Origin of the sequence: Larkinella sp. (assembly GCF_965227735.1) — a bacterium.
Lineage (GTDB): Bacteria > Bacteroidota > Bacteroidia > Cytophagales > Spirosomataceae > Larkinella.
In genome coordinates, this window is the sequence record NZ_OZ245776.1 from 3,667,803 (window position 1) to 3,684,538 (window position 16,736).

At 51.2% G+C, this 16,736-nt stretch carries 19 protein-coding genes; 7 read left to right on the top strand and 12 right to left on the bottom strand.

The genetic code is table 11. The features are described from left to right. The first annotated feature begins 24 nt into the window (after window positions 1-24). The 3 genes from ACO064_RS14230 to ACO064_RS14240 all read left to right on the top strand — a co-directional run bounded on the left by ACO064_RS14230 (window position 25) and on the right by ACO064_RS14240 (window position 2,635). On the top strand, window positions 25-723 hold the full coding sequence (locus ACO064_RS14230; RefSeq protein ID WP_421827950.1) for a DNA alkylation repair protein: 699 nt from the start codon (window positions 25-27) through the stop codon (window positions 721-723). Window positions 724-811: 88 nt separating this feature from the next. Further along, the gene (gene accD, locus ACO064_RS14235; protein ID WP_421827951.1) at window positions 812-1,654 is read left to right on the top strand and encodes an acetyl-CoA carboxylase, carboxyltransferase subunit beta; all 843 of its coding nucleotides are present in this window, start codon (window positions 812-814) and stop codon (window positions 1,652-1,654) included. A 3-nt stretch (window positions 1,655-1,657) separates the two neighbouring features. Continuing rightward, complete coding sequence (locus ACO064_RS14240; protein ID WP_421827952.1) at window positions 1,658-2,635, top strand: radical SAM protein; 978 nt, start codon at window positions 1,658-1,660, stop codon at window positions 2,633-2,635. A 72-nt stretch (window positions 2,636-2,707) separates the two neighbouring features. On the opposite strand, the gene ACO064_RS14245 is transcribed toward ACO064_RS14240, so the two are convergent. Then, window positions 2,708-3,058 (bottom strand): hypothetical protein, encoded by a 351-nt coding sequence (locus ACO064_RS14245; protein WP_421827953.1) that lies wholly within the window; start codon window positions 3,056-3,058, stop codon window positions 2,708-2,710. Between the two features lie 300 nt (window positions 3,059-3,358). Between ACO064_RS14245 and ACO064_RS14250 the strand changes: the two genes are divergently transcribed. After that, window positions 3,359-3,577, top strand: a complete 219-nt coding sequence (locus tag ACO064_RS14250) for a hypothetical protein (RefSeq protein ID WP_421827954.1) — start codon at window positions 3,359-3,361, stop codon at window positions 3,575-3,577. A 79-nt stretch (window positions 3,578-3,656) separates the two neighbouring features. Here the strand turns inward: ACO064_RS14250 and ACO064_RS14255 are convergent, their stop codons facing one another. Then, window positions 3,657-4,769: a T9SS type A sorting domain-containing protein gene (locus ACO064_RS14255; protein WP_421827955.1), complete on the bottom strand. Its 1,113-nt coding sequence runs from the start codon at window positions 4,767-4,769 to the stop codon at window positions 3,657-3,659. Window positions 4,770-4,891: 122 nt separating this feature from the next. On the opposite strand from ACO064_RS14255, the gene ACO064_RS14260 reads away from it, so the two are divergent. Then, on the top strand, window positions 4,892-5,710 hold the full coding sequence (locus ACO064_RS14260; protein ID WP_421827956.1) for an enoyl-CoA hydratase-related protein: 819 nt from the start codon (window positions 4,892-4,894) through the stop codon (window positions 5,708-5,710). Window positions 5,711-5,813: 103 nt separating this feature from the next. Here ACO064_RS14260 and ACO064_RS14265 read toward each other — a convergent pair whose 3' ends face one another. The 9 genes from ACO064_RS14265 to ACO064_RS14305 all read right to left on the bottom strand — a co-directional run bounded on the left by ACO064_RS14265 (window position 5,814) and on the right by ACO064_RS14305 (window position 13,784). Continuing rightward, entirely contained in the window at window positions 5,814-6,272 is a 459-nt protein-coding gene (locus ACO064_RS14265; RefSeq protein ID WP_421827957.1) for a nuclear transport factor 2 family protein, read from the bottom strand. A 248-nt stretch (window positions 6,273-6,520) separates the two neighbouring features. After that, window positions 6,521-7,864, bottom strand: coding sequence for an acetyl-CoA carboxylase biotin carboxylase subunit (accC, locus tag ACO064_RS14270; protein WP_421827958.1), 1,344 nt, complete (start codon window positions 7,862-7,864; stop codon window positions 6,521-6,523). A 113-nt stretch (window positions 7,865-7,977) separates the two neighbouring features. After that, window positions 7,978-8,448: an acetyl-CoA carboxylase biotin carboxyl carrier protein gene (accB, locus tag ACO064_RS14275; RefSeq protein ID WP_421827959.1), complete on the bottom strand. Its 471-nt coding sequence runs from the start codon at window positions 8,446-8,448 to the stop codon at window positions 7,978-7,980. Window positions 8,449-8,539: 91 nt separating this feature from the next. Then, a complete protein-coding gene (efp, locus tag ACO064_RS14280; RefSeq protein WP_114407503.1) occupies window positions 8,540-9,103 on the bottom strand; it encodes an elongation factor P in 564 nt (187 codons plus the stop codon). 25 nt (window positions 9,104-9,128) lie between these two features. Then, window positions 9,129-10,115 (bottom strand): beta-ketoacyl-ACP synthase III, encoded by a 987-nt coding sequence (locus ACO064_RS14285; protein ID WP_421827960.1) that lies wholly within the window; start codon window positions 10,113-10,115, stop codon window positions 9,129-9,131. 113 nt (window positions 10,116-10,228) lie between these two features. Further along, complete coding sequence (gene plsX / locus ACO064_RS14290) at window positions 10,229-11,167, bottom strand: phosphate acyltransferase PlsX (RefSeq protein WP_421827961.1); 939 nt, start codon at window positions 11,165-11,167, stop codon at window positions 10,229-10,231. A 185-nt stretch (window positions 11,168-11,352) separates the two neighbouring features. Beyond that, complete coding sequence (gene rpmF, locus ACO064_RS14295) at window positions 11,353-11,547, bottom strand: 50S ribosomal protein L32 (protein WP_114407505.1); 195 nt, start codon at window positions 11,545-11,547, stop codon at window positions 11,353-11,355. A 78-nt stretch (window positions 11,548-11,625) separates the two neighbouring features. Then, the gene (locus tag ACO064_RS14300; protein WP_421827962.1) at window positions 11,626-12,171 is read right to left on the bottom strand and encodes a YceD family protein; all 546 of its coding nucleotides are present in this window, start codon (window positions 12,169-12,171) and stop codon (window positions 11,626-11,628) included. Window positions 12,172-12,236: 65 nt separating this feature from the next. After that, window positions 12,237-13,784, bottom strand: coding sequence for a hypothetical protein (locus ACO064_RS14305; RefSeq protein WP_421827963.1), 1,548 nt, complete (start codon window positions 13,782-13,784; stop codon window positions 12,237-12,239). A gap of 91 nt (window positions 13,785-13,875) precedes the next feature. Between ACO064_RS14305 and ACO064_RS14310 the strand changes: the two genes are divergently transcribed. Continuing rightward, window positions 13,876-14,523 (top strand): phosphatase PAP2 family protein, encoded by a 648-nt coding sequence (locus tag ACO064_RS14310; protein ID WP_421827964.1) that lies wholly within the window; start codon window positions 13,876-13,878, stop codon window positions 14,521-14,523. Window positions 14,524-14,819: 296 nt separating this feature from the next. Further along, entirely contained in the window at window positions 14,820-16,118 is a 1,299-nt protein-coding gene (locus ACO064_RS14315; RefSeq protein WP_421827965.1) for an anthranilate phosphoribosyltransferase, read from the top strand. On the opposite strand, the gene mog is transcribed toward ACO064_RS14315, so the two are convergent. Beyond that, complete coding sequence (gene mog / locus ACO064_RS14320) at window positions 16,119-16,655, bottom strand: molybdopterin adenylyltransferase (RefSeq protein ID WP_421827966.1); 537 nt, start codon at window positions 16,653-16,655, stop codon at window positions 16,119-16,121. Window positions 16,656-16,736 lie beyond the last annotated feature (81 nt).

The following is a 16,736-nucleotide window of genomic DNA, read 5'->3' on the forward strand; positions in this document are numbered from 1 at the left end:
TCGGGTTTTAGTTCAAGTACAAAAATGACGCACCAGGACGTTAAGGAGGATCTGTTGGCTCTGGCGGTTCCCGAAAAAGCCGTCTTTTTTAAACGGTTTTTTAAAACCGGACCGGGCCAATACGGCGAAGGCGATGAATTTCTGGGCCTGTCGGTTCCACAACAGCGCATTATTGCCCAAACGTACCACCAATTGCCGCCGGAGGATACGGAAAAGCTCGTGCGGGATCCGTTTCACGAATGCCGTCTGACGGGCCTGATCATCTGGACCAATCAGGCCAAACGGCCCGGCGAGGAAAACCGGCGACTGATTTTCGACTACTACCTTCGGAATAAAAACTTTGTTAACAACTGGGATCTGGTGGACACGAGCTGCCCCGGAATCGTTGGCAATTACCTGCTGAACAAAGACCGCAGCATTTTATACGAACTGGCGCAGGAAAACCACCTGTGGTCGCAGCGGATCGCGATGGTGTCTACGCTGGCTTTTATTCGCAAAAATCAGTTTCAAGACACTTTTCAGATTGCTGAACTGTTGCTCAGTCACCGGCACGATCTCATTCATAAAGCCGTTGGCTGGATGCTGCGGGAAGTAGGGAAGAAAAATCCGGACGCGCTCGAAGAGTTCCTGCATGACCATGCGGGGCGGTTTCCGCGGACGGCTTTGCGGTATGCCATCGAACGGTTTGACCCCGCCCGGCGAAAGTACTACCTTGATCTATGAGCAGCCCTGCTGTTTTCTTACTATCTTTGCCCCCTGCCTGAAAAGCAAAGTTATTGATTGCGAACTGTTAACTGGAGACTGACCCCCTATGTCGTGGTTTATCCGTAAAGAAAAAGGTATCATCACCCCAACCGAAGAGAAGCGCGAAGCGCCGGACGGATTGTGGTACCAATGCCCGAATTGCAAGAAAATTATGCATTCGCGGGAACATAAGCTCAACGCCTATACCTGCGTACACTGCAACTACCACGAAAAAATCGGTTCGGATGCCTATTTCTCCATCCTGTTCGACGACGGCGTGTTCACGGAACTGGACGCCAACATGACCTCGGGCGATCCGCTGAAGTTTGTCGATACGAAGCCGTATCCGGAACGCGTGAAAGCGACCATCAACAAAACGCAGCTAAAAGATGCCGTTCGGTCGGCCTACGGGCAGATGAACGAACTGGAGGTTACGGTGGCTTGCATGGACTTTAATTTCATCGGTGGTTCGATGGGATCGGTGGTGGGCGAAAAAATTGCCCGGGCCATCGACCATTCGATCAAAACCCGGACGCCCTTTCTCATGATTTCGAAATCGGGCGGAGCGCGGATGATGGAAGCCGGTTATTCGCTGATGCAAATGGCCAAAACCTCGGCAAAACTGGCGCTGTTGTCGAACGAGAAAATACCGTATGTCTCCCTGCTGACCGACCCCACCACCGGCGGTGTGACGGCTTCCTTTGCGATGCTGGGCGATTTCAACATTGCCGAACCGGGGGCATTGATCGGTTTTGCCGGGCCGCGCGTCATTCGCGAAACCATTGGTAAAAACCTGCCCGAAGGGTTTCAAAGTGCCGAATTCGTGCTGGAACACGGTTTTTTGGATTTCATCGTTGACCGGAAAGATCTGAAAGACAAGCTGACCGGGTTGTTTAAAATGTTGCAATAAAGTATGCGCCTGGTCTCCCATCCGGTTCTCTGCAATTACTACATCACCTATCGCTGCAACGCGACCTGTAGTTTCTGCGACATTTGGGAGCGTCCCTCGCCCTACGTGACGCCGGAGAACGTGCGCGACAACCTGCGGGATTTGAAACGGCTGGGCGTTCGGGTCATCGATTTTACGGGGGGCGAACCCCTGCTGCACCGCCAACTGGATGACCTGCTCCGCGAAGCCAAAAACCTCGGGCTGATTACTACCATCACGACCAACGGTCTGCTGTATCCGAAATACGCCGAACGATTGCACGGACTGGTCGATATGCTGCATTTTTCGCTCGATTCGCCGATTGCCGAAGAACACGACAAATCGCGGGGCGTGAAGTGTTTCGACAAAGTGATGGAATCCATCGCCATCGCGAAAAAACTGGGCGAACGGCCGGATATTCTGTTCACGGTTTTTGAACACAACGTTCACCAGATCAAACAACTGCACGAAGAAATCTGTCTGCCGAACGACTTGGTTTTGATCCTGAATCCGGTTTTTGAATACAACGATGTTGAAACCGGGGGCGGTTTTTCGGAGAAGACCTTGCAGGAAATGACGTGGTGGGGCAAGCAGAAAAATGTGTACCTCAACGACGCCTTCATCCAACTCCGGCGCGACGGCGGCAACCACGTCGACGATCCGGTTTGTCTGGCCGGTAGCACCACCCTGGTGATTTCGCCTGAAAATAAACTGGTTCTTCCCTGCTACCACCTCGGCCTGAAAGACCTGCCCATCGACGGCAAGCTGTATGATCTCTACCGTTCTGATGAAGTCCAGAAACTAATTGCACTGGAAGGTCGGCTGCCGGGTTGCGAAGGCTGCGCCATCAATTGCTACATGCAGCCTTCGTTTGCCGTTGAAATGAACCGGTATTGGTGGAAAGCCCTTCCCAGCACCCTGAAATACAACCGCATCAAAGGCACCTGGAAGCAGTTGTTCTAACCTCTGCAGAGTCGCTTTCTATAAATTCCCACGGTTTCGCTCCATACCAGGATTCAGGCCTGATCGGTGGGTTTAAGCTGCCAGCGACATTGCCGGGACCTGATCACGGACCTGGGCTTGGGCAATGCTGTCTACAACTTCCTGTACCGCTTGATTGCGCTCCTCGATGGATTTATACCGGATGGTTCCAATCAAAAGGTTATCCCTGCCATAAAACAGGTTGAAACGGATGTTACCCACCAAATCCCACAAGGGATAATTGGCCATTTCACTACCAGCCCGCCGGGCGGCACTCGCTGCCCGCTGGCAATCGACTTTTGTATCGAACAATTCGCTGCTCAGGATGGATTCCCGGCTATTTTTCATCAAATGAAACTGGTAACGATTGTTGAGATGAGGAAGATTTTCAATGATGAAATACATGATTTACACCGTTTAAAGAGTGAATCCAGGATTTTTTAGAAGGTGTTTCCCATCGGATTAACGTAGTTAGCCGATCAAGTCGCCGACCCACATTTCAAAAAGACGTCTGTATTGTTGTTGCAATACAGACGGAGCCGTATCACCAATTATTATAACACAAATATATTATAAAACTAATACAAAGATATGACGGCAGTAAAAATAATGTTACCTTTGAGGACACAATCTAAGTTAACAGAGTTGAATCACCCCGGTTTCGATGGAGCCGGGGTATTTTGTTCTGCCATCTATTTGTTTTATATGCTCATCATCTCTGGCGAATACCTGGCCGCTATGATTCCCGGCCACACCTACACTGTGGTAGCCAATTCTGCCATGAAAGGCAACGAAGCTTTATTATTTTGCCAGAAACTCAACGTATCCTGGTCCGTTGCCCAACTGCTGGCCGATGCTGATGTTCGGGACCAGGTATTCCGGGAGCTACGAATTGCCATTCCCGAGCAGGCACCGAGTATATAGGTTTATCGGTCATTTCCTTAAAAATCCGACCTTGTATAAGTGGAGAAAGAAGGATCAGGCTGCATCCCGGACAGGGCGGTTATCGCTTGATCACCTTATTGGTATAAACCCGCCCGCGAGCCGATGTCCGAATCAAATAGAATCCCGGGGCGAGTTGCTCGTTACCAATGGCGTGCTGGTGTTCCAAAACTGTCTTCTTTTCAGCAATTTCCTGGATGATTCTTCCCTGGCTGTCCAGCAACTGGAAGGTTGCCGTGGTCGGTTTATGACTTTTCAGGACAATCTGAAAACGGTTTTGTGAGGGGCTTGGGTAAACCGTGATGGACAAATCCCGATCGTCGATGCGGTCATCCAAAGCCGTCAGTAAACCGCGTTCCAGCGCCGGTTCGTAGGGTGGAATGGCTCCGGGATTGCCGCCGGTTTGATCGATGACCCGAGTCACCAGATCAAAGAGCGTTGAGCTAATCCGCTGGCCGTTACGCCACTCTTCGGCCACAATGGCAAAATCATAAGTCCCAACCTGCGTGGGCGAATCCCAGGTTACCTGCCCGGTTTTTCCATCAACTCTAAAGGTTCCTTTTCGGGTTATATCATTCGGAAAACTGTAGTCGGAAAGCGCCTGACTGCTCTTGCCACAATCGCCGTTCCGAACCCGAATCAAATAATGCGCAACACTGTCTCCATCAGCGTCTTTTGCCTGAAAGTTATACACGGCTTTTTGGTTAACCGGAACCGTCAGACTATTGAGGGCTGGTCCCTGAAAAACCGGAAGTGAATTAACGACCGCGGCCGAAAACGTGGTTTCCAGATAGAGGGGTACAGTAAGCGCATTGGGCAGATTGCTGAGTTCAGATCGATTGCGAAGTTGTGTGGAAACCGTATACGTTCCCGAGCCCGTTCCACTGTACGTATGCGTAACTTTATAGACATTTAAACTAATCCCGTTTTCAAGCCGTGTTCTGGAATACCGCGGAATTTCCAAATCGCCGGAACCGTCGCCAGTACAAAACAAAACCCGGTCACTTTGATCAACAGCCGTTTTGCCATAAACCTCATCCATGTACACCTGAACCGAAAACTCGAAGGTGAGCGAAACCGAAACCCGTTTAACCTGAATATAACCCCCGATTAGGTGGGTACCGAATACAGGTAATGCACTCAAAATCAGCCAAAACGTAGTGATCTTTTTCATACAGGCGGGGGAAAGGAAGGATAGGATGATACCAGCAGTTGATCATTTATTTTGAAACGGAGAAGGCAATTTTGTAGTATTACACCCGGCAACTATTCACAATCTTTTACGATTGATACCCAATGCTTTACACGCCCGAGCAAACCGCCGGTTTTTCAGACCATTCATTTCAGCATTTGCTGACGAATCTGGACGATCATGTGCTGACCCTGACGCTCAACCGCCCTGAAAAGAAAAATGCACTGAACCCCACGCTGCTGAACGAGCTGGCATTTGCACTGGCTTATGCGCACTACGAAAAAGACGTTTGGCTGGTGGTGCTGGCGGCTACGGGCGATGTGTTCTGCGCGGGAATGGATCTGAAAAGCCTGTCGGCCAGTGAGCCAAACGCGCAAACCGTTCCTCCGCCCTCCGGCCCGGTGCGGCTGGGTGAGTTGCTGGCGGGTCTGCATAAACCGTGTATTGCCAGGGTGCAGGGAGCAGTGTATGCAGGCGGTTTTCTGCTGGTGGGCGGCTGTACGCACGTTGTGGCCGTCGACACCGCTGCGTTCAGCTTACCGGAAGTAAAACGCGGTCTGTTTCCGTTTCAGGTCATGGCGGTTCTGCTCGACATCATGCCCGCCCGAACGGTTTTGGATCTGTGTCTCCGCGCCCGGACGCTGTCGGCAGTCGAAGCCCGGGAAGTGGGTTTGGTAACGGAAGTGGTGTCGATGGCTCAACTGGACGAAACCCTTCAAAAGGTAGTAAACGAATTAAAACAACATTCCCCAACGGCGATGCAGTTTGGTCTACGGGCTTATCAACAGTTAAAAAATATTCCTCAGGATCAGCAGCAGGCCTTTTTGCACGAGCAATTTCAGCAGATTCAACAAACCGCCGATGCGAAAGAAGGCATGGCGGCTTTTTTGGAGAAGCGATTGCCAAAGTGGGGAGAGGAGTAATTAATTTTAAATGTAAAATGTTGAATGATGAATGTAAGAGTGTTTCGAAATCGTCCAACCACTTTTACATTTAGCGTTACGCATTTATTATTTATCATTCCCTTTACAAATCCGGGCAAGCTTCCCGTCGTCGGGTATCGATAATGGCCTGGATCTTCCAACCGCCGTTCAGTTTTACCAGCGTAAATACATTGACGCCACAGTGGCTTTTCTGGCTGTTGAAGTAGAAAACATACGGCGTCCAGGCGATGGCCAGTTCGGCGTCGATCCTGACTTCATAGGCCGAAAGCCGCTCGTCGAGCGCACCCGGTTTCTGTTTGCCAACCGACGCAATAAAGTTGGGGATCGATTCACTTCGCACACTGACCGCACCCTCTTTGTTTTTCGCAATACTTTGAAGCGATGCTGTGGGGGCAAAAACCGCTTTGAACAGAGTCGTGTCGGCCTTCCGCATCCCGTCAAATAGCTGGGAGATGGCGGCACGGACGGCTTTTTCGTCGTCGGACTGCGCCAAAGCGGATAGTGAAACCAGGCTGCATACAATCAGTAGTGCTTTTCTCATCGGATAAAGTAGCTGCATTTAACCTAAATATACTGATTCCGAATCATTTCATACAACGCACGCGAATCCGCTCATCGCTGTTATGAAACAAACCCGGTTTAAAGTCCGCTTTTTGAAAGGAATGCCAGAGATTGACAGGCATTATTCGGCAAAATGGCCTCTGGGGAATGAGGTAACGGATCATAAAAAAGCCGGAAATTGTCTCCAACTTCCGGCCTGTATACCCACGGATATGAGTCCGAAGATAATTATAACGTACTAAAATCAAATCCTTCCAAAAACGAAGTCGTAAACTGGCCCGACTGGAACTTGGGGTCGTCCATCAGCTTGATGTGGAACGGAATCGTGGTTTTGATGCCTTCGATCACCACTTCCTGCAACGCCCGTTTCATGCGGGTAATGACCTCCTCGCGCGATTGGCCCGACACGATCAGCTTGGCAATCATCGAGTCATAATTTGGCGGAATGGTGTAGCCGCTGTAGACATGGCTGTCGATTCGAATCCCGTGTCCGCCCGGAAAGTGCAGGTTCGTGATCTTGCCCGGTGAAGGCCGAAAACCGTTGGCGGGATCTTCCGCATTGATGCGGCATTCCATCGCGTAGATTTTCGGTGTATAGTTTTTTCCGGAAATCGGCGTTCCGGCAGCGACTTTTATTTGCTCCTTAATCAGATCAAAATCAGTCACTTCTTCCGTTATGGGGTGTTCCACCTGAATCCGGGTGTTCATCTCCATAAAGTAGAAATCGCCGTGTTTGTCAACCAGAAACTCCACCGTTCCGGCACCTTCATACCCGATGGCCGACGCACCTTTGATGGCTGCTTCACCCATCCGCTCCCGCAGTTCGGAACTGACCACCGGCGAAGGCGTTTCTTCGACCAGCTTCTGGTGCCGACGCTGAATGGAACAATCGCGTTCTGAGAGGTGGCAGACTTTGCCATATTGATCCCCAACAATCTGGATTTCAATGTGACGGGGTTCTTCCACGAATTTCTCCAGATACAGACCGTCGTTGCCAAAGGCCGCACCGGACTCCATCTTGGCGTCGAGCCAGGCTTTTTCGAATTCCAGCTCGCTTTTGATGATCCGCATTCCGCGACCACCGCCCCCGGCGGTTGCCTTCACAATGACCGGATAGCCGATTCCGGCCGCCAGCCGCTTGCCTTCTTCTACCGATTCCAGCAACCCTTCCGAACCCGGAATAACCGGCACACCGGCGGCTCTCATCGTGGCTTTGGCGGTCGCCTTATCGCCCATCGCGTTGATTTGCTCGGCCGTTGCTCCAATGAACTTGATACCGTAATCGGCGCAGATTTGCGAAAATTCCGCGTTTTCAGACAGAAAACCGTAGCCCGGATGAATGGCATCGGCACTGGTCACTTCAGCGGCAGAAATAATACTGGGAATATTCAGATAGGATTGGCGGCTCGGCGGAGGGCCGATGCAAACGGCCTCGTCGGCAAACCGCACATGCAGGCTGTCGCGGTCGGCGGTCGAATAAACCGCCACCGTCTTGATGCCCATCTCGCGGCACGTCCGGATGATCCGCAACGCGATTTCGCCCCGATTGGCGATTAGGATTTTCTTGAACATATATTTTTGAATGAGTGAATGAGCGAATGAGTGAATGAGTGAATAGCTTCGCCAATTACCTGCATTCTGCGAAGCTATTCACTCATTCACTCATTCGCTCATTCACTCATTGATTAAATAGGTTCGACTAGGAACAACGGTTGATCGTATTCGACCGGCGTAGCGTTTTCGACCAGGACTTTGACAATCCGGCCCGCAACTTCGGATTCGATTTCGTTGAAGAGTTTCATGGCTTCGATGATGCAAACCGTTTTTCCCGGTTTCACCTCGTCGCCTATTTCCACAAATGACGGAGAGTCCGGACCCGCCGACCGGTAGAAGGTTCCGATCATGGGCGATTTGATGGTCAGGTAGTTGCTCGTTTCTGCTTTGGGGGCCGACGCGGGCGCAGGTGTCGAAACCGCCGGTGGAGCGGCCGGGGCTGGTTGTTGCGGGGCCGATTGTGCAACCGGCGGTGCCGAAGAAACCGGAGTCTGACCGTAGCGTTTTACGTTCAGCTTCAGTTCGTTGGTTTCAATACTAACTTCATCCAGTCCCGACTGGGCGATGAAATCAATAAGGTTCTGAATGTCTTTCGTGTCCATGTTTTTCTAAATGATGAACGATGAACGATGAATGATGAATGAAAAGACTGGAAACCATTCATCGTTCATCGTTCATCATTCATCATCCTTTTTATTTAACTCGTTCTACGTAATCGCGGGTACGGGTATCGACCCGGATTTTGTCACCCTGCTCGATAAACAGCGGTACCATGATGGTGGCACCGGTCGATACGTCTACTTTCTTTTTGGCGCTATTGGCCGTATCGCCCCGGATTCCCGGTTCTGAATAGGTCACTTCCAATTCCACAAAAGGCGGTAATTCGCACGTCAAAGGCGTATCGGTTTCGGCGTTGATCAAAATTTCAACTTCCTGTCCTTCTTTCATCAAATCAGCCCCCTCTACAATTTTATCCGTCAGATTGATCTGATCGAACGTTTCATTGTCCATGAAATTATAGCCTGCCTCATCTTTATACAGGAACTGAAATTTCCGGCGTTCTACCCGCACCGGATAAATCGTCACCCCGGCGTTGAACGTGTTGTCGAGTACTTTACCCGACGTTAAACTTTTCAGTTTTGTACGGACAAAAGCGCCACCTTTTCCGGGCTTAACATGTTGAAATTCAGTAATTTGGAACAGGTCGTGGTTAAATTGAATAACGAGTCCGTTCCGAATGTCTGCGGTCGTTGCCATGGTTTTGAACTATGATTATACAGATTCAGAGTGCCCACTTCAGATATATCGCTCCCCAGGTGAAACCGCCACCAAAAGCGGCCAGAATCAGGTTATCGCCTTTTTTCAACTGCGACTCGTAGTCGAAGAGGCAAAGCGGGATGGTTGCTGCGGTGGTATTGCCGTATTTATGAATATTGAGCATGACCCGGTCCATGCCCAGGCCCATGCGGTTTGCGGTGGCTTCAATGATGCGTTTGTTGGCCTGATGCGGTACCAGCCAGGCAACATCGCTGCCTTTCAGGTGGTTGCGCTCCATCATTTCGGCGGAGACGTCGGCCATATTCTTAACCGCAAATTTAAACACCGACGGACCGTCCTGGTAGACGTAGTGCCAGCGTTTATCGATGGTCTCGTGGGTGGGTGGGTAACGGCTTCCGCCGGCTTTCTGAACCAGATGGTTCTGGCCGGAACCGTCGGAGCGAATGATGGAGTCGATGATGCCGTTGTCTTCCGTTGTGGGTTCCAGCAGAACGGCACCAGCACCGTCGCCGAACAACACGCAGGTGGTTCGGTCAGTATAGTCGACAATGGCCGACATTTTATCGGCGCCTACAACAATTACTTTCTTGTACTTTCCGGTCTCAATGAACTGAGAACCAATCGTTAGCGCATACAGAAAACCCGAACAAGCCGCCTGAATATCGAAGCTCCCGACGGCCCGGATGCCGGTCATGTCACAAATCAGATTGGCCGTCGACGGAAAAACGTAATCCGGTGTGGTGGTGGCACAGATCAGCAGTTCAATGTCTGCCGGTTCTGTACCGGTTTTGGCCAGTAAGCCTTCCACGGCCTTGGCCGCCATGTGCGACGTGCCCAGGCCTTCACCTTTCAAGATATGCCGTTCTTTGATACCGGTGCGGCTGGTGATCCATTCGTCACTGGTATCCACCATTTTCTCCAACTCCGCGTTGGTCAGGATGTAGTCCGGTACATAGCCGTATACGCCCGTAATTGCCGCTTTACTGTTCATACTCGGGGGTGCAATCAATTTTACAGACAAGAGAGGATAGACATGAGACCAGAGAAATCGATCGTACTTGTGCCGGAATCTTTTGTCTCATGTCTGTCCTCTTTTGTCTCATTTTAACTTAAAGCCTGTGCGATTTTCGTATAAGCGTTGGATTCTACCTGCTTTTTTGCCAGACTAAGCATATTTTTAATGGCCAACGGCGACGAGATTCCGTGGGCAATAATGACATTTCCATTAACACCCACAATCGGACTACCACCCACCGATTCATAGTTGGTTTTGTCCGTAAACTCGTGGCTCAGGCCCAGTTCTTTGGTCATTTCGTAAATCGACTCGCCCATTTTGAACAGGATGTTGCCCGTAAAACCATCGGTTACGATCACATCCGCTTTGTCGCGGAAAAAATCGCCCCCTTCCATATTACCGACAAAATTGATTTTCCGGCTGTCTTTCAACAACTGATACGCGGCCTGGGCAATCAGCGATCCTTTTTGTTCTTCCTCGCCGATGTTCATCAATGCCACGCGGGGTTTGTCGATCCCGAACGTGTATTGGGCGTAGATAGAGCCAATTTCGCCAAATTGCAGCAGCATTTCCGGTTTGCAGTCGGCATTGGCACCAATATCGACAATAACGGCAAAACCGCCACTAAGCTGGGGAACAAAACCGGCAATGGCGGGTCGCATGACGCCTTCGATCGCTTTGATACTGAACAGGGCTCCCACGTGCATGGCACCGGTGTTGCCTGCACTGCAAAAGGCATCGACTAACTTGTCACGTAAAAGTTTAAACCCAACTCCGATGCTGGAATTGGGTTTTTGCGAGAGTGCCTTGGTGGGGTGCTCTCCCATTTCAACCACATCTTCCGCATGAACAATTTCCACGCTGGAACCTGCGTACTTATATCGTTGAAGAAGGTCTTCAATTACCCGTTGCTTGCCCACCAGTACGATGGTAACGTCACTCGGTAATTCTTTAGTGGCCATCACGACTCCTTCCACAATTGCGTCCGGAGCGAAATCGCCACCCATAGCGTCGACTGCGATTCTCATTGAACCAGGTTTGGGTGCGCTGAATTGGTAAACGAACGTGTAAAAATAGTAGTTGCCCGGCAATAAAAAAGTATTTCACGTTCATCCAGTGCAGATTCCTGTGAAATACTTCTTACCCCCAACCCCGCAAAAGAGGTTTTCGATACGCTGAAAAAAGCCCCTGCGTGGGGTTGGGGGCTAGAATGTCAGGCGGTTGGTGCGTAATTTTCAATCATCACCTTGCCTTTGTAATACAGGTTGCCTTCGAATACGTGCGCTTTGTGACGAATGTGAATCTCGCCCGTCGTCGCATCGAAAGAGAGCGCCTTCGGGGTCAGTTTATCGTGCGTTCTACGCTTGTCCCGGCGGGTGGTCGAATGTCTGCGTTTGGGATGTGCCATAATGGTATCTTGTCAATTGTCAGTAAGTCTTGCCATTCTCCTACGCCGGAACGGCTACCGGAGGGATAACAAATTGTATTAATTATTATTCAGTTTTCGTAATGCTTCCCAACGGGGGTCAACGGGCGGTTCAGGGGTTTCCTCATCGGGGCCGGGGGCGTCCGACCGGTAAACTACCTTGCCTTCCTGCTCCTCATCCTCGTCGTTTTCTTCCTGCCGGAACCGGGGATGCAGTTTTTTCATCGGCAACGACAGCACGATAAAATCGAAAAGGTAGCGCGCAATGTTGATTTGCTGCGTCTCCCACAGAATCAGTTCGATTTCGTCGGTCAGTTCCTCCACACGATCCGAAAATTTCAGAAACAGTTGTTCCTCAATATCAATCGGCTCGTCGAACGAATCCAGGCTGCGGTCACAGATAAGACCCACCGTTCCCTGGATATGGAAATTCAAATGAATCATCGACGACGACCTGGTCAGAACCAGATGCGTCTTGAATGATCCGCTTTGAATCAGTTCCTGATCCATGGCCTCGAAAAACGCATCGCCGGATTCAAAGTCGAATTCGTACGATTTGTCTTCAAGACTGCTAATGGGGATGGTGTATTTTTGCAACTCCTTCACTATCGTCTCAAAATAGTCCGCAAAGTTACGAACTATTTCTGAATCCTAAAAGACTAACTATCAATTTACAGTCTCTTTGTTGAGTCGGGTGGGGCCGACCGGTGGTAGAGGACGTAACTTTTCATCGAAACCGCAACGGGTTGGTAGCCGGCAGCGGCCAGTTGCTGCTGCTGGGCATCCCGGCACGTCGCATCAGCCAGGAAATAGGCCGGTTTTTTCGCCAGCGTCGTCATTTCAAGGCGGTGGTAGCGTTGCAGATACGAATGCAGTAAGACACTGGCCATCATTTCCGGGCAAACCCCCAGCCTGGTGTTCGAAGGAACGACCGATCCGATGGTGTGAACGTCGGCCAGAATGGCCCGGTGACTGTGGTAGGGCGTCCCGGCAATGCTGATTCCGTAGAGCCCGGAGCCGAGGCAAGCCACCCCGCCCAGCACCAGGAGAATCCGCAAACTGGTTTTCGGCACCCGAAACGCGAGTTTTACCAGTTGCGGCCCTATCCAGGCCCCAAGGCCCAGCGCCATATACGGAAGCGCAGGGACGATGTAGTATTCGATCTGTTTGGTGGTAGCCATAATGGGTAGCGTAGAAGCCAGCCCCAAAGCAATACAAAACCGGATCATCCCCGAAAGCGGACGAATCGCTTCCCGTGATTTCAACCAAAACCGGTTCAGGAGCCACAAAACCGCCAGAAGCACCAGCGCGGGGGCCAGGTTAGTCAGCAACACTTTCACGATAAAGGTCCGGCCCAACGAGCCTGAGGTATCGCCGTAGACTTCGCGTTTGCCGTTCAGGGCCGCCCACACCTGCTGGTTAAAGTAGGTATGCAGGAAAATCCGGGCCGGTTCATACAACAACAGGAGCGACAGCAGCAGCGCAAAACCGCCGATGAGCAGAAGCGTCCAGCGGGTTGCCTTCGCGAGTTGTGGGGTTGGGCCGCAAAACAATCCGTAGAGCCCCGGAACCGCCAGCACGTGCAGACTCACCGGGCCTTTGGTCAGAAAAGCCGCCAGCAAAGCCAAAACCGCCAGCGTAGCCATCAGAAACCATTTTTTGGGATTTTGCCAGCCTTCAATCGTATATTTGACGGTCAACAGACAGAACAGGCTCATCGTTACGTCCAGGTAATTTTGCGCATACGTCCACTCCGTGAGCGGAAACGTGAACAGCAGAAAAACCGGTAACCATTCCCAGCGGTACAAGGGATGGTCGGTCGGAACGAGTTGCTGCCACAACTGAACCATCAGAAGAAGGATCAGCAGAAGCACGACCAAACAATAGACCCGTTCGGTGACGTAAGTATCGCCGAAGAGCCTGAAAAACCAGGACTGAATATAAAACAACAGGGGAGGATGTTCGTAAAACGTTTCGGTCCGGTTGAACGGCAGCCAGAACGAACTGGCAAAAACCGGTGACCAGAATGACCCTTTTCCGATGGCCATATTGCGGGAAAGGGCCGCGTAGGTGAGGCCGTCGGCCCACATGCCTTCGCGCAGCAAACGGCGAAAAACAATAAAAGCCCCCCAGGCAACCGTAAAAAGCCAGCCAATCCGGCGATAGGTGTCTGTCGTGGGCAGTATGGAAACAAAACCAGGCAATGAAACAGGACTCATATAACGCTGAGTGTAAAACCGCATCAAGATACTTGCTAATTCATCTTTTTTCACACCGTTCCCTTATTTCTGCCCGTTAATACCGCTATTTATGGAAATTGTAGCCAGAAATCGTTCTTTCTTCATCGTCTACTTCCTTTGCCTGGCAACGGTCAGTGTGTTGATGCTGCTCTATAACAAGACTGAGCTCATGCAGTGGGTGAACGCGCACCACACGCCCCTGGCCGATCTGTTTTTCCAGAATGCAACGTACCTGGGCGATGGTGCCTTTTCCGTTCTGGTCATCATCATTCTCTTATTCCGGTCGTTCCGGTTTGCCTTAATGGGAGCGGCCTCGTTTCTGCTTTCGACGCTGATTACCCGCGTACTGAAGCAGCTCGTTTTCTCGGATTCGTTGCGTCCGTTGAAATATTTCGAACATTCGCCCTGGCAATACCGGATCATCGACGGCCTCGACATCCACAGCTACAACAGTTTTCCGTCGGGCCATTCAACCACGGCTTTTGCGGTTTTTTGCCTCCTGGCCTTGCTCGACGATCGCAAAAGCCGGGGCTGGTTTTTTGCCGTGCTGGCAGTCATCACGGCTTATTCGCGGGTCTATCTCTTTCAGCATTTCGTGGAAGACGTCTACGTTGGCTCGCTGATCGGCACGGTTTCCTCCATTTTCGTTTTCTGGCTTCTGAGCCGCCACTGGGACCAAAATCCGCAAAGCTGGCACGATCGGCGGTTGCGGTTTTAAGCAAAAAAATTGCACATACAAAAATATTCTCGAGATAATCACATCGAATCGGTAAATAGTTCGATTGATTTCCTTTTGCGTATATACCTGCCTGTCCGGATTTTTGAAATGCCCTGTAGATCCAGCTTTTCGATTTGGCAAAATAACCCATTTCCCAAAAAATAGGCTGTCTAAATAGGTTTATATCAATGATTATTTGGTATTTATCAAAAATTCAGTTCAAAAATAATCTCAGTTATCGAAAAAACGTATCTCTTTTCGTAATTTCAGCTTGAAATCCAAGGTTCTCCATTATTATGCTTCAAACGCCATCCATTGCTGATCCAACCACTACAGCCTTAGGTCGGGGTATTCAGCACATTGGTTTCGGCAAGTTGGGCCGCCGACCCCTCCCCCCTGCTTTGATGGAAGAATGCCGACAGGAGTTGGTGTCGGGCCATGCCGATCCGTTACAAAAAGGCGCTTTTCTGGGGGCTCTGCTGGCGAAAGGCCCCATGCCGGAAGAACGGTCACTGGAGCAGATTTTCGGGAAAGGGGCTTTTTTGAATCCAACCTTTTTTATCAATAAAGTATGCCCTGATCTGCCCACAAACCTCTTCCCGATTGCCACCAAACTTCTGAAAGGCCATATTCTCCGCTCCAGCGAAGCCCATCAGTTGGGAAACTTTTTGTTTTTGAATGACGATTGCGAGACGTTCAAAGGCATGGCTATCAACATTTTGCGCATCCGTATCGAATCCAACGACGAATACAAGGGCTTCTACCATGCCGCCATGGAAACCATCACGCCCGGTTTTCGGCAACTGAGCTGTGTGGATCGTCCGCTGGTTCAACTGGCCGAACCGTTCGACGGCGTGGAGCATACGTATCTAATTACGCCACTGCTGGCCCATTTTTTCGAACAGCGCGGCTACGGCGCGTTGTCGGTCGTTGGCCGAACGCCGGGGCCGAAATATACCCTCAATGCCCACGATCTGTATCTCTACCTGGGGTGTCAGATGTTGCAGAGCAACCACGAAATCAACACGCCACCGGAACCGTTCGGCTGGGTGCTGGATCAGAAAGCCCTCTCGCCTGCCCTGAACCGCTGGGTCGACCGCCGTCGGCTCATGCTCAAACGACCCTTTTTAGCGACGCTCGAAAAAATCATGAATCCGTGCAGCGCCCGGATTCTGGTAACGCCGGTTTTTCAGGTTCCCTTTCAGATGAAAATGGCGGAACTGGCGCTCATGGCCGGTTTTGATGCTGTCATCGTGATGAAACGCGGATTGGAAGGCAGTCTTTCGCCGTCGACTAGCCGGAGCAGCGGCATTTTGTGCGCCGTCCGGACGGCCCGCGGTCACTTATTTTACCAGCATTTCGATGCCGACTTGCCTGCCTTTGCCGAATACCGCACGGCCAGTGACGAAATTGTGATGAACCTGCAGGTTAACGACAACGCCCGGCTCATCCGTAATTTCATGAATGAAGGCGAAACCGCCAACGACGACTTCGACAACCGCGTCCGCTTTACGCAGGCTCTGTTGAGCCGGGGCATGGACTGGATCGAGGGGCAACTCGACGGCCGGTCCATGAAAGACGTCCGGCTGAGCTAATCAGACCGATTTAGGCCGAAACACCTTCATAACGTCCGGATTGGTCGTCAGAAACGGGCCACCAATCAAATCGATGCAATATGGAATGGCCGGAAAAACCACCGACAGACATTGCTCGATAGCCGACGGTTTTCCGGGTAAATTCAGCATCAGCGTCTGGTTGCGAATCCCGGCGGTCTGGCGCGACAGAATGGCCGTCGGCACGTATTTCAGACTTTCCTGCCGCATCAGCTCACCAAATCCCGGCATCATTTTCTGACAAACCGCTTCGGTGGCTTCCGGTGTTACGTCGCGCAAGGCCGGGCCGGTGCCGCCCGTCGTTACCACCAGACAGCAGCCTTCCGCGTCGGCGAGTTCAATCATCGTGGCTTCCAGTTGGGGTTGCTCGTCGGGAATAACCCGATAGACCGGCTCCCAGTCACAACTCAGGTATTTTGTCAACAAACTCACCACGGCTTTGCCGGGAATGTCTTCGTAAATGCCCGCGCTGGCCCGGTCAGACACATTGATTACACCGATACGAATTGGAGTTGCCATGAAACGCCTTTTAGAATGATGGCGCAAAGATACACGCAAGCGCGCGACGGAATGGCTAGTTTCTGTACTTTTGCGAAATCA

Bases quoted from the DNA above. Each gene is read 5' to 3' on its own strand.
- plsX (WP_421827961.1), bottom strand. From the start codon at position 11,167: ATGAGAATCGCAGTCGACGCTATGGGTGGCGATTTCGCTCCGGACGCA.
- ACO064_RS14240 (WP_421827952.1), top strand. From the start codon at position 1,658: ATGCGCCTGGTCTCCCATCCGGTTCTCTGCAATTACTACATCACCTAT.
- ACO064_RS14265 (WP_421827957.1), bottom strand. From the start codon at position 6,272: ATGAGAAAAGCACTACTGATTGTATGCAGCCTGGTTTCACTATCCGCT.
- accC (WP_421827958.1), bottom strand. From the start codon at position 7,864: ATGTTCAAGAAAATCCTAATCGCCAATCGGGGCGAAATCGCGTTGCGG.
- ACO064_RS14315 (WP_421827965.1), top strand. From the start codon at position 14,820: ATGCTTCAAACGCCATCCATTGCTGATCCAACCACTACAGCCTTAGGT.
- ACO064_RS14250 (WP_421827954.1), top strand. From the start codon at position 3,359: ATGCTCATCATCTCTGGCGAATACCTGGCCGCTATGATTCCCGGCCAC.
- ACO064_RS14285 (WP_421827960.1), bottom strand. From the start codon at position 10,115: ATGAACAGTAAAGCGGCAATTACGGGCGTATACGGCTATGTACCGGAC.
- efp (WP_114407503.1), bottom strand. From the start codon at position 9,103: ATGGCAACGACCGCAGACATTCGGAACGGACTCGTTATTCAATTTAAC.
- ACO064_RS14260 (WP_421827956.1), top strand. From the start codon at position 4,892: ATGCTTTACACGCCCGAGCAAACCGCCGGTTTTTCAGACCATTCATTT.
- accB (WP_421827959.1), bottom strand. From the start codon at position 8,448: ATGGACACGAAAGACATTCAGAACCTTATTGATTTCATCGCCCAGTCG.
- ACO064_RS14255 (WP_421827955.1), bottom strand. From the start codon at position 4,769: ATGAAAAAGATCACTACGTTTTGGCTGATTTTGAGTGCATTACCTGTA.
- ACO064_RS14310 (WP_421827964.1), top strand. From the start codon at position 13,876: ATGGAAATTGTAGCCAGAAATCGTTCTTTCTTCATCGTCTACTTCCTT.
- ACO064_RS14305 (WP_421827963.1), bottom strand. From the start codon at position 13,784: ATGAGTCCTGTTTCATTGCCTGGTTTTGTTTCCATACTGCCCACGACA.
- rpmF (WP_114407505.1), bottom strand. From the start codon at position 11,547: ATGGCACATCCCAAACGCAGACATTCGACCACCCGCCGGGACAAGCGT.
- accD (WP_421827951.1), top strand. From the start codon at position 812: ATGTCGTGGTTTATCCGTAAAGAAAAAGGTATCATCACCCCAACCGAA.
- ACO064_RS14245 (WP_421827953.1), bottom strand. From the start codon at position 3,058: ATGTATTTCATCATTGAAAATCTTCCTCATCTCAACAATCGTTACCAG.
- ACO064_RS14230 (WP_421827950.1), top strand. From the start codon at position 25: ATGACGCACCAGGACGTTAAGGAGGATCTGTTGGCTCTGGCGGTTCCC.
- mog (WP_421827966.1), bottom strand. From the start codon at position 16,655: ATGGCAACTCCAATTCGTATCGGTGTAATCAATGTGTCTGACCGGGCC.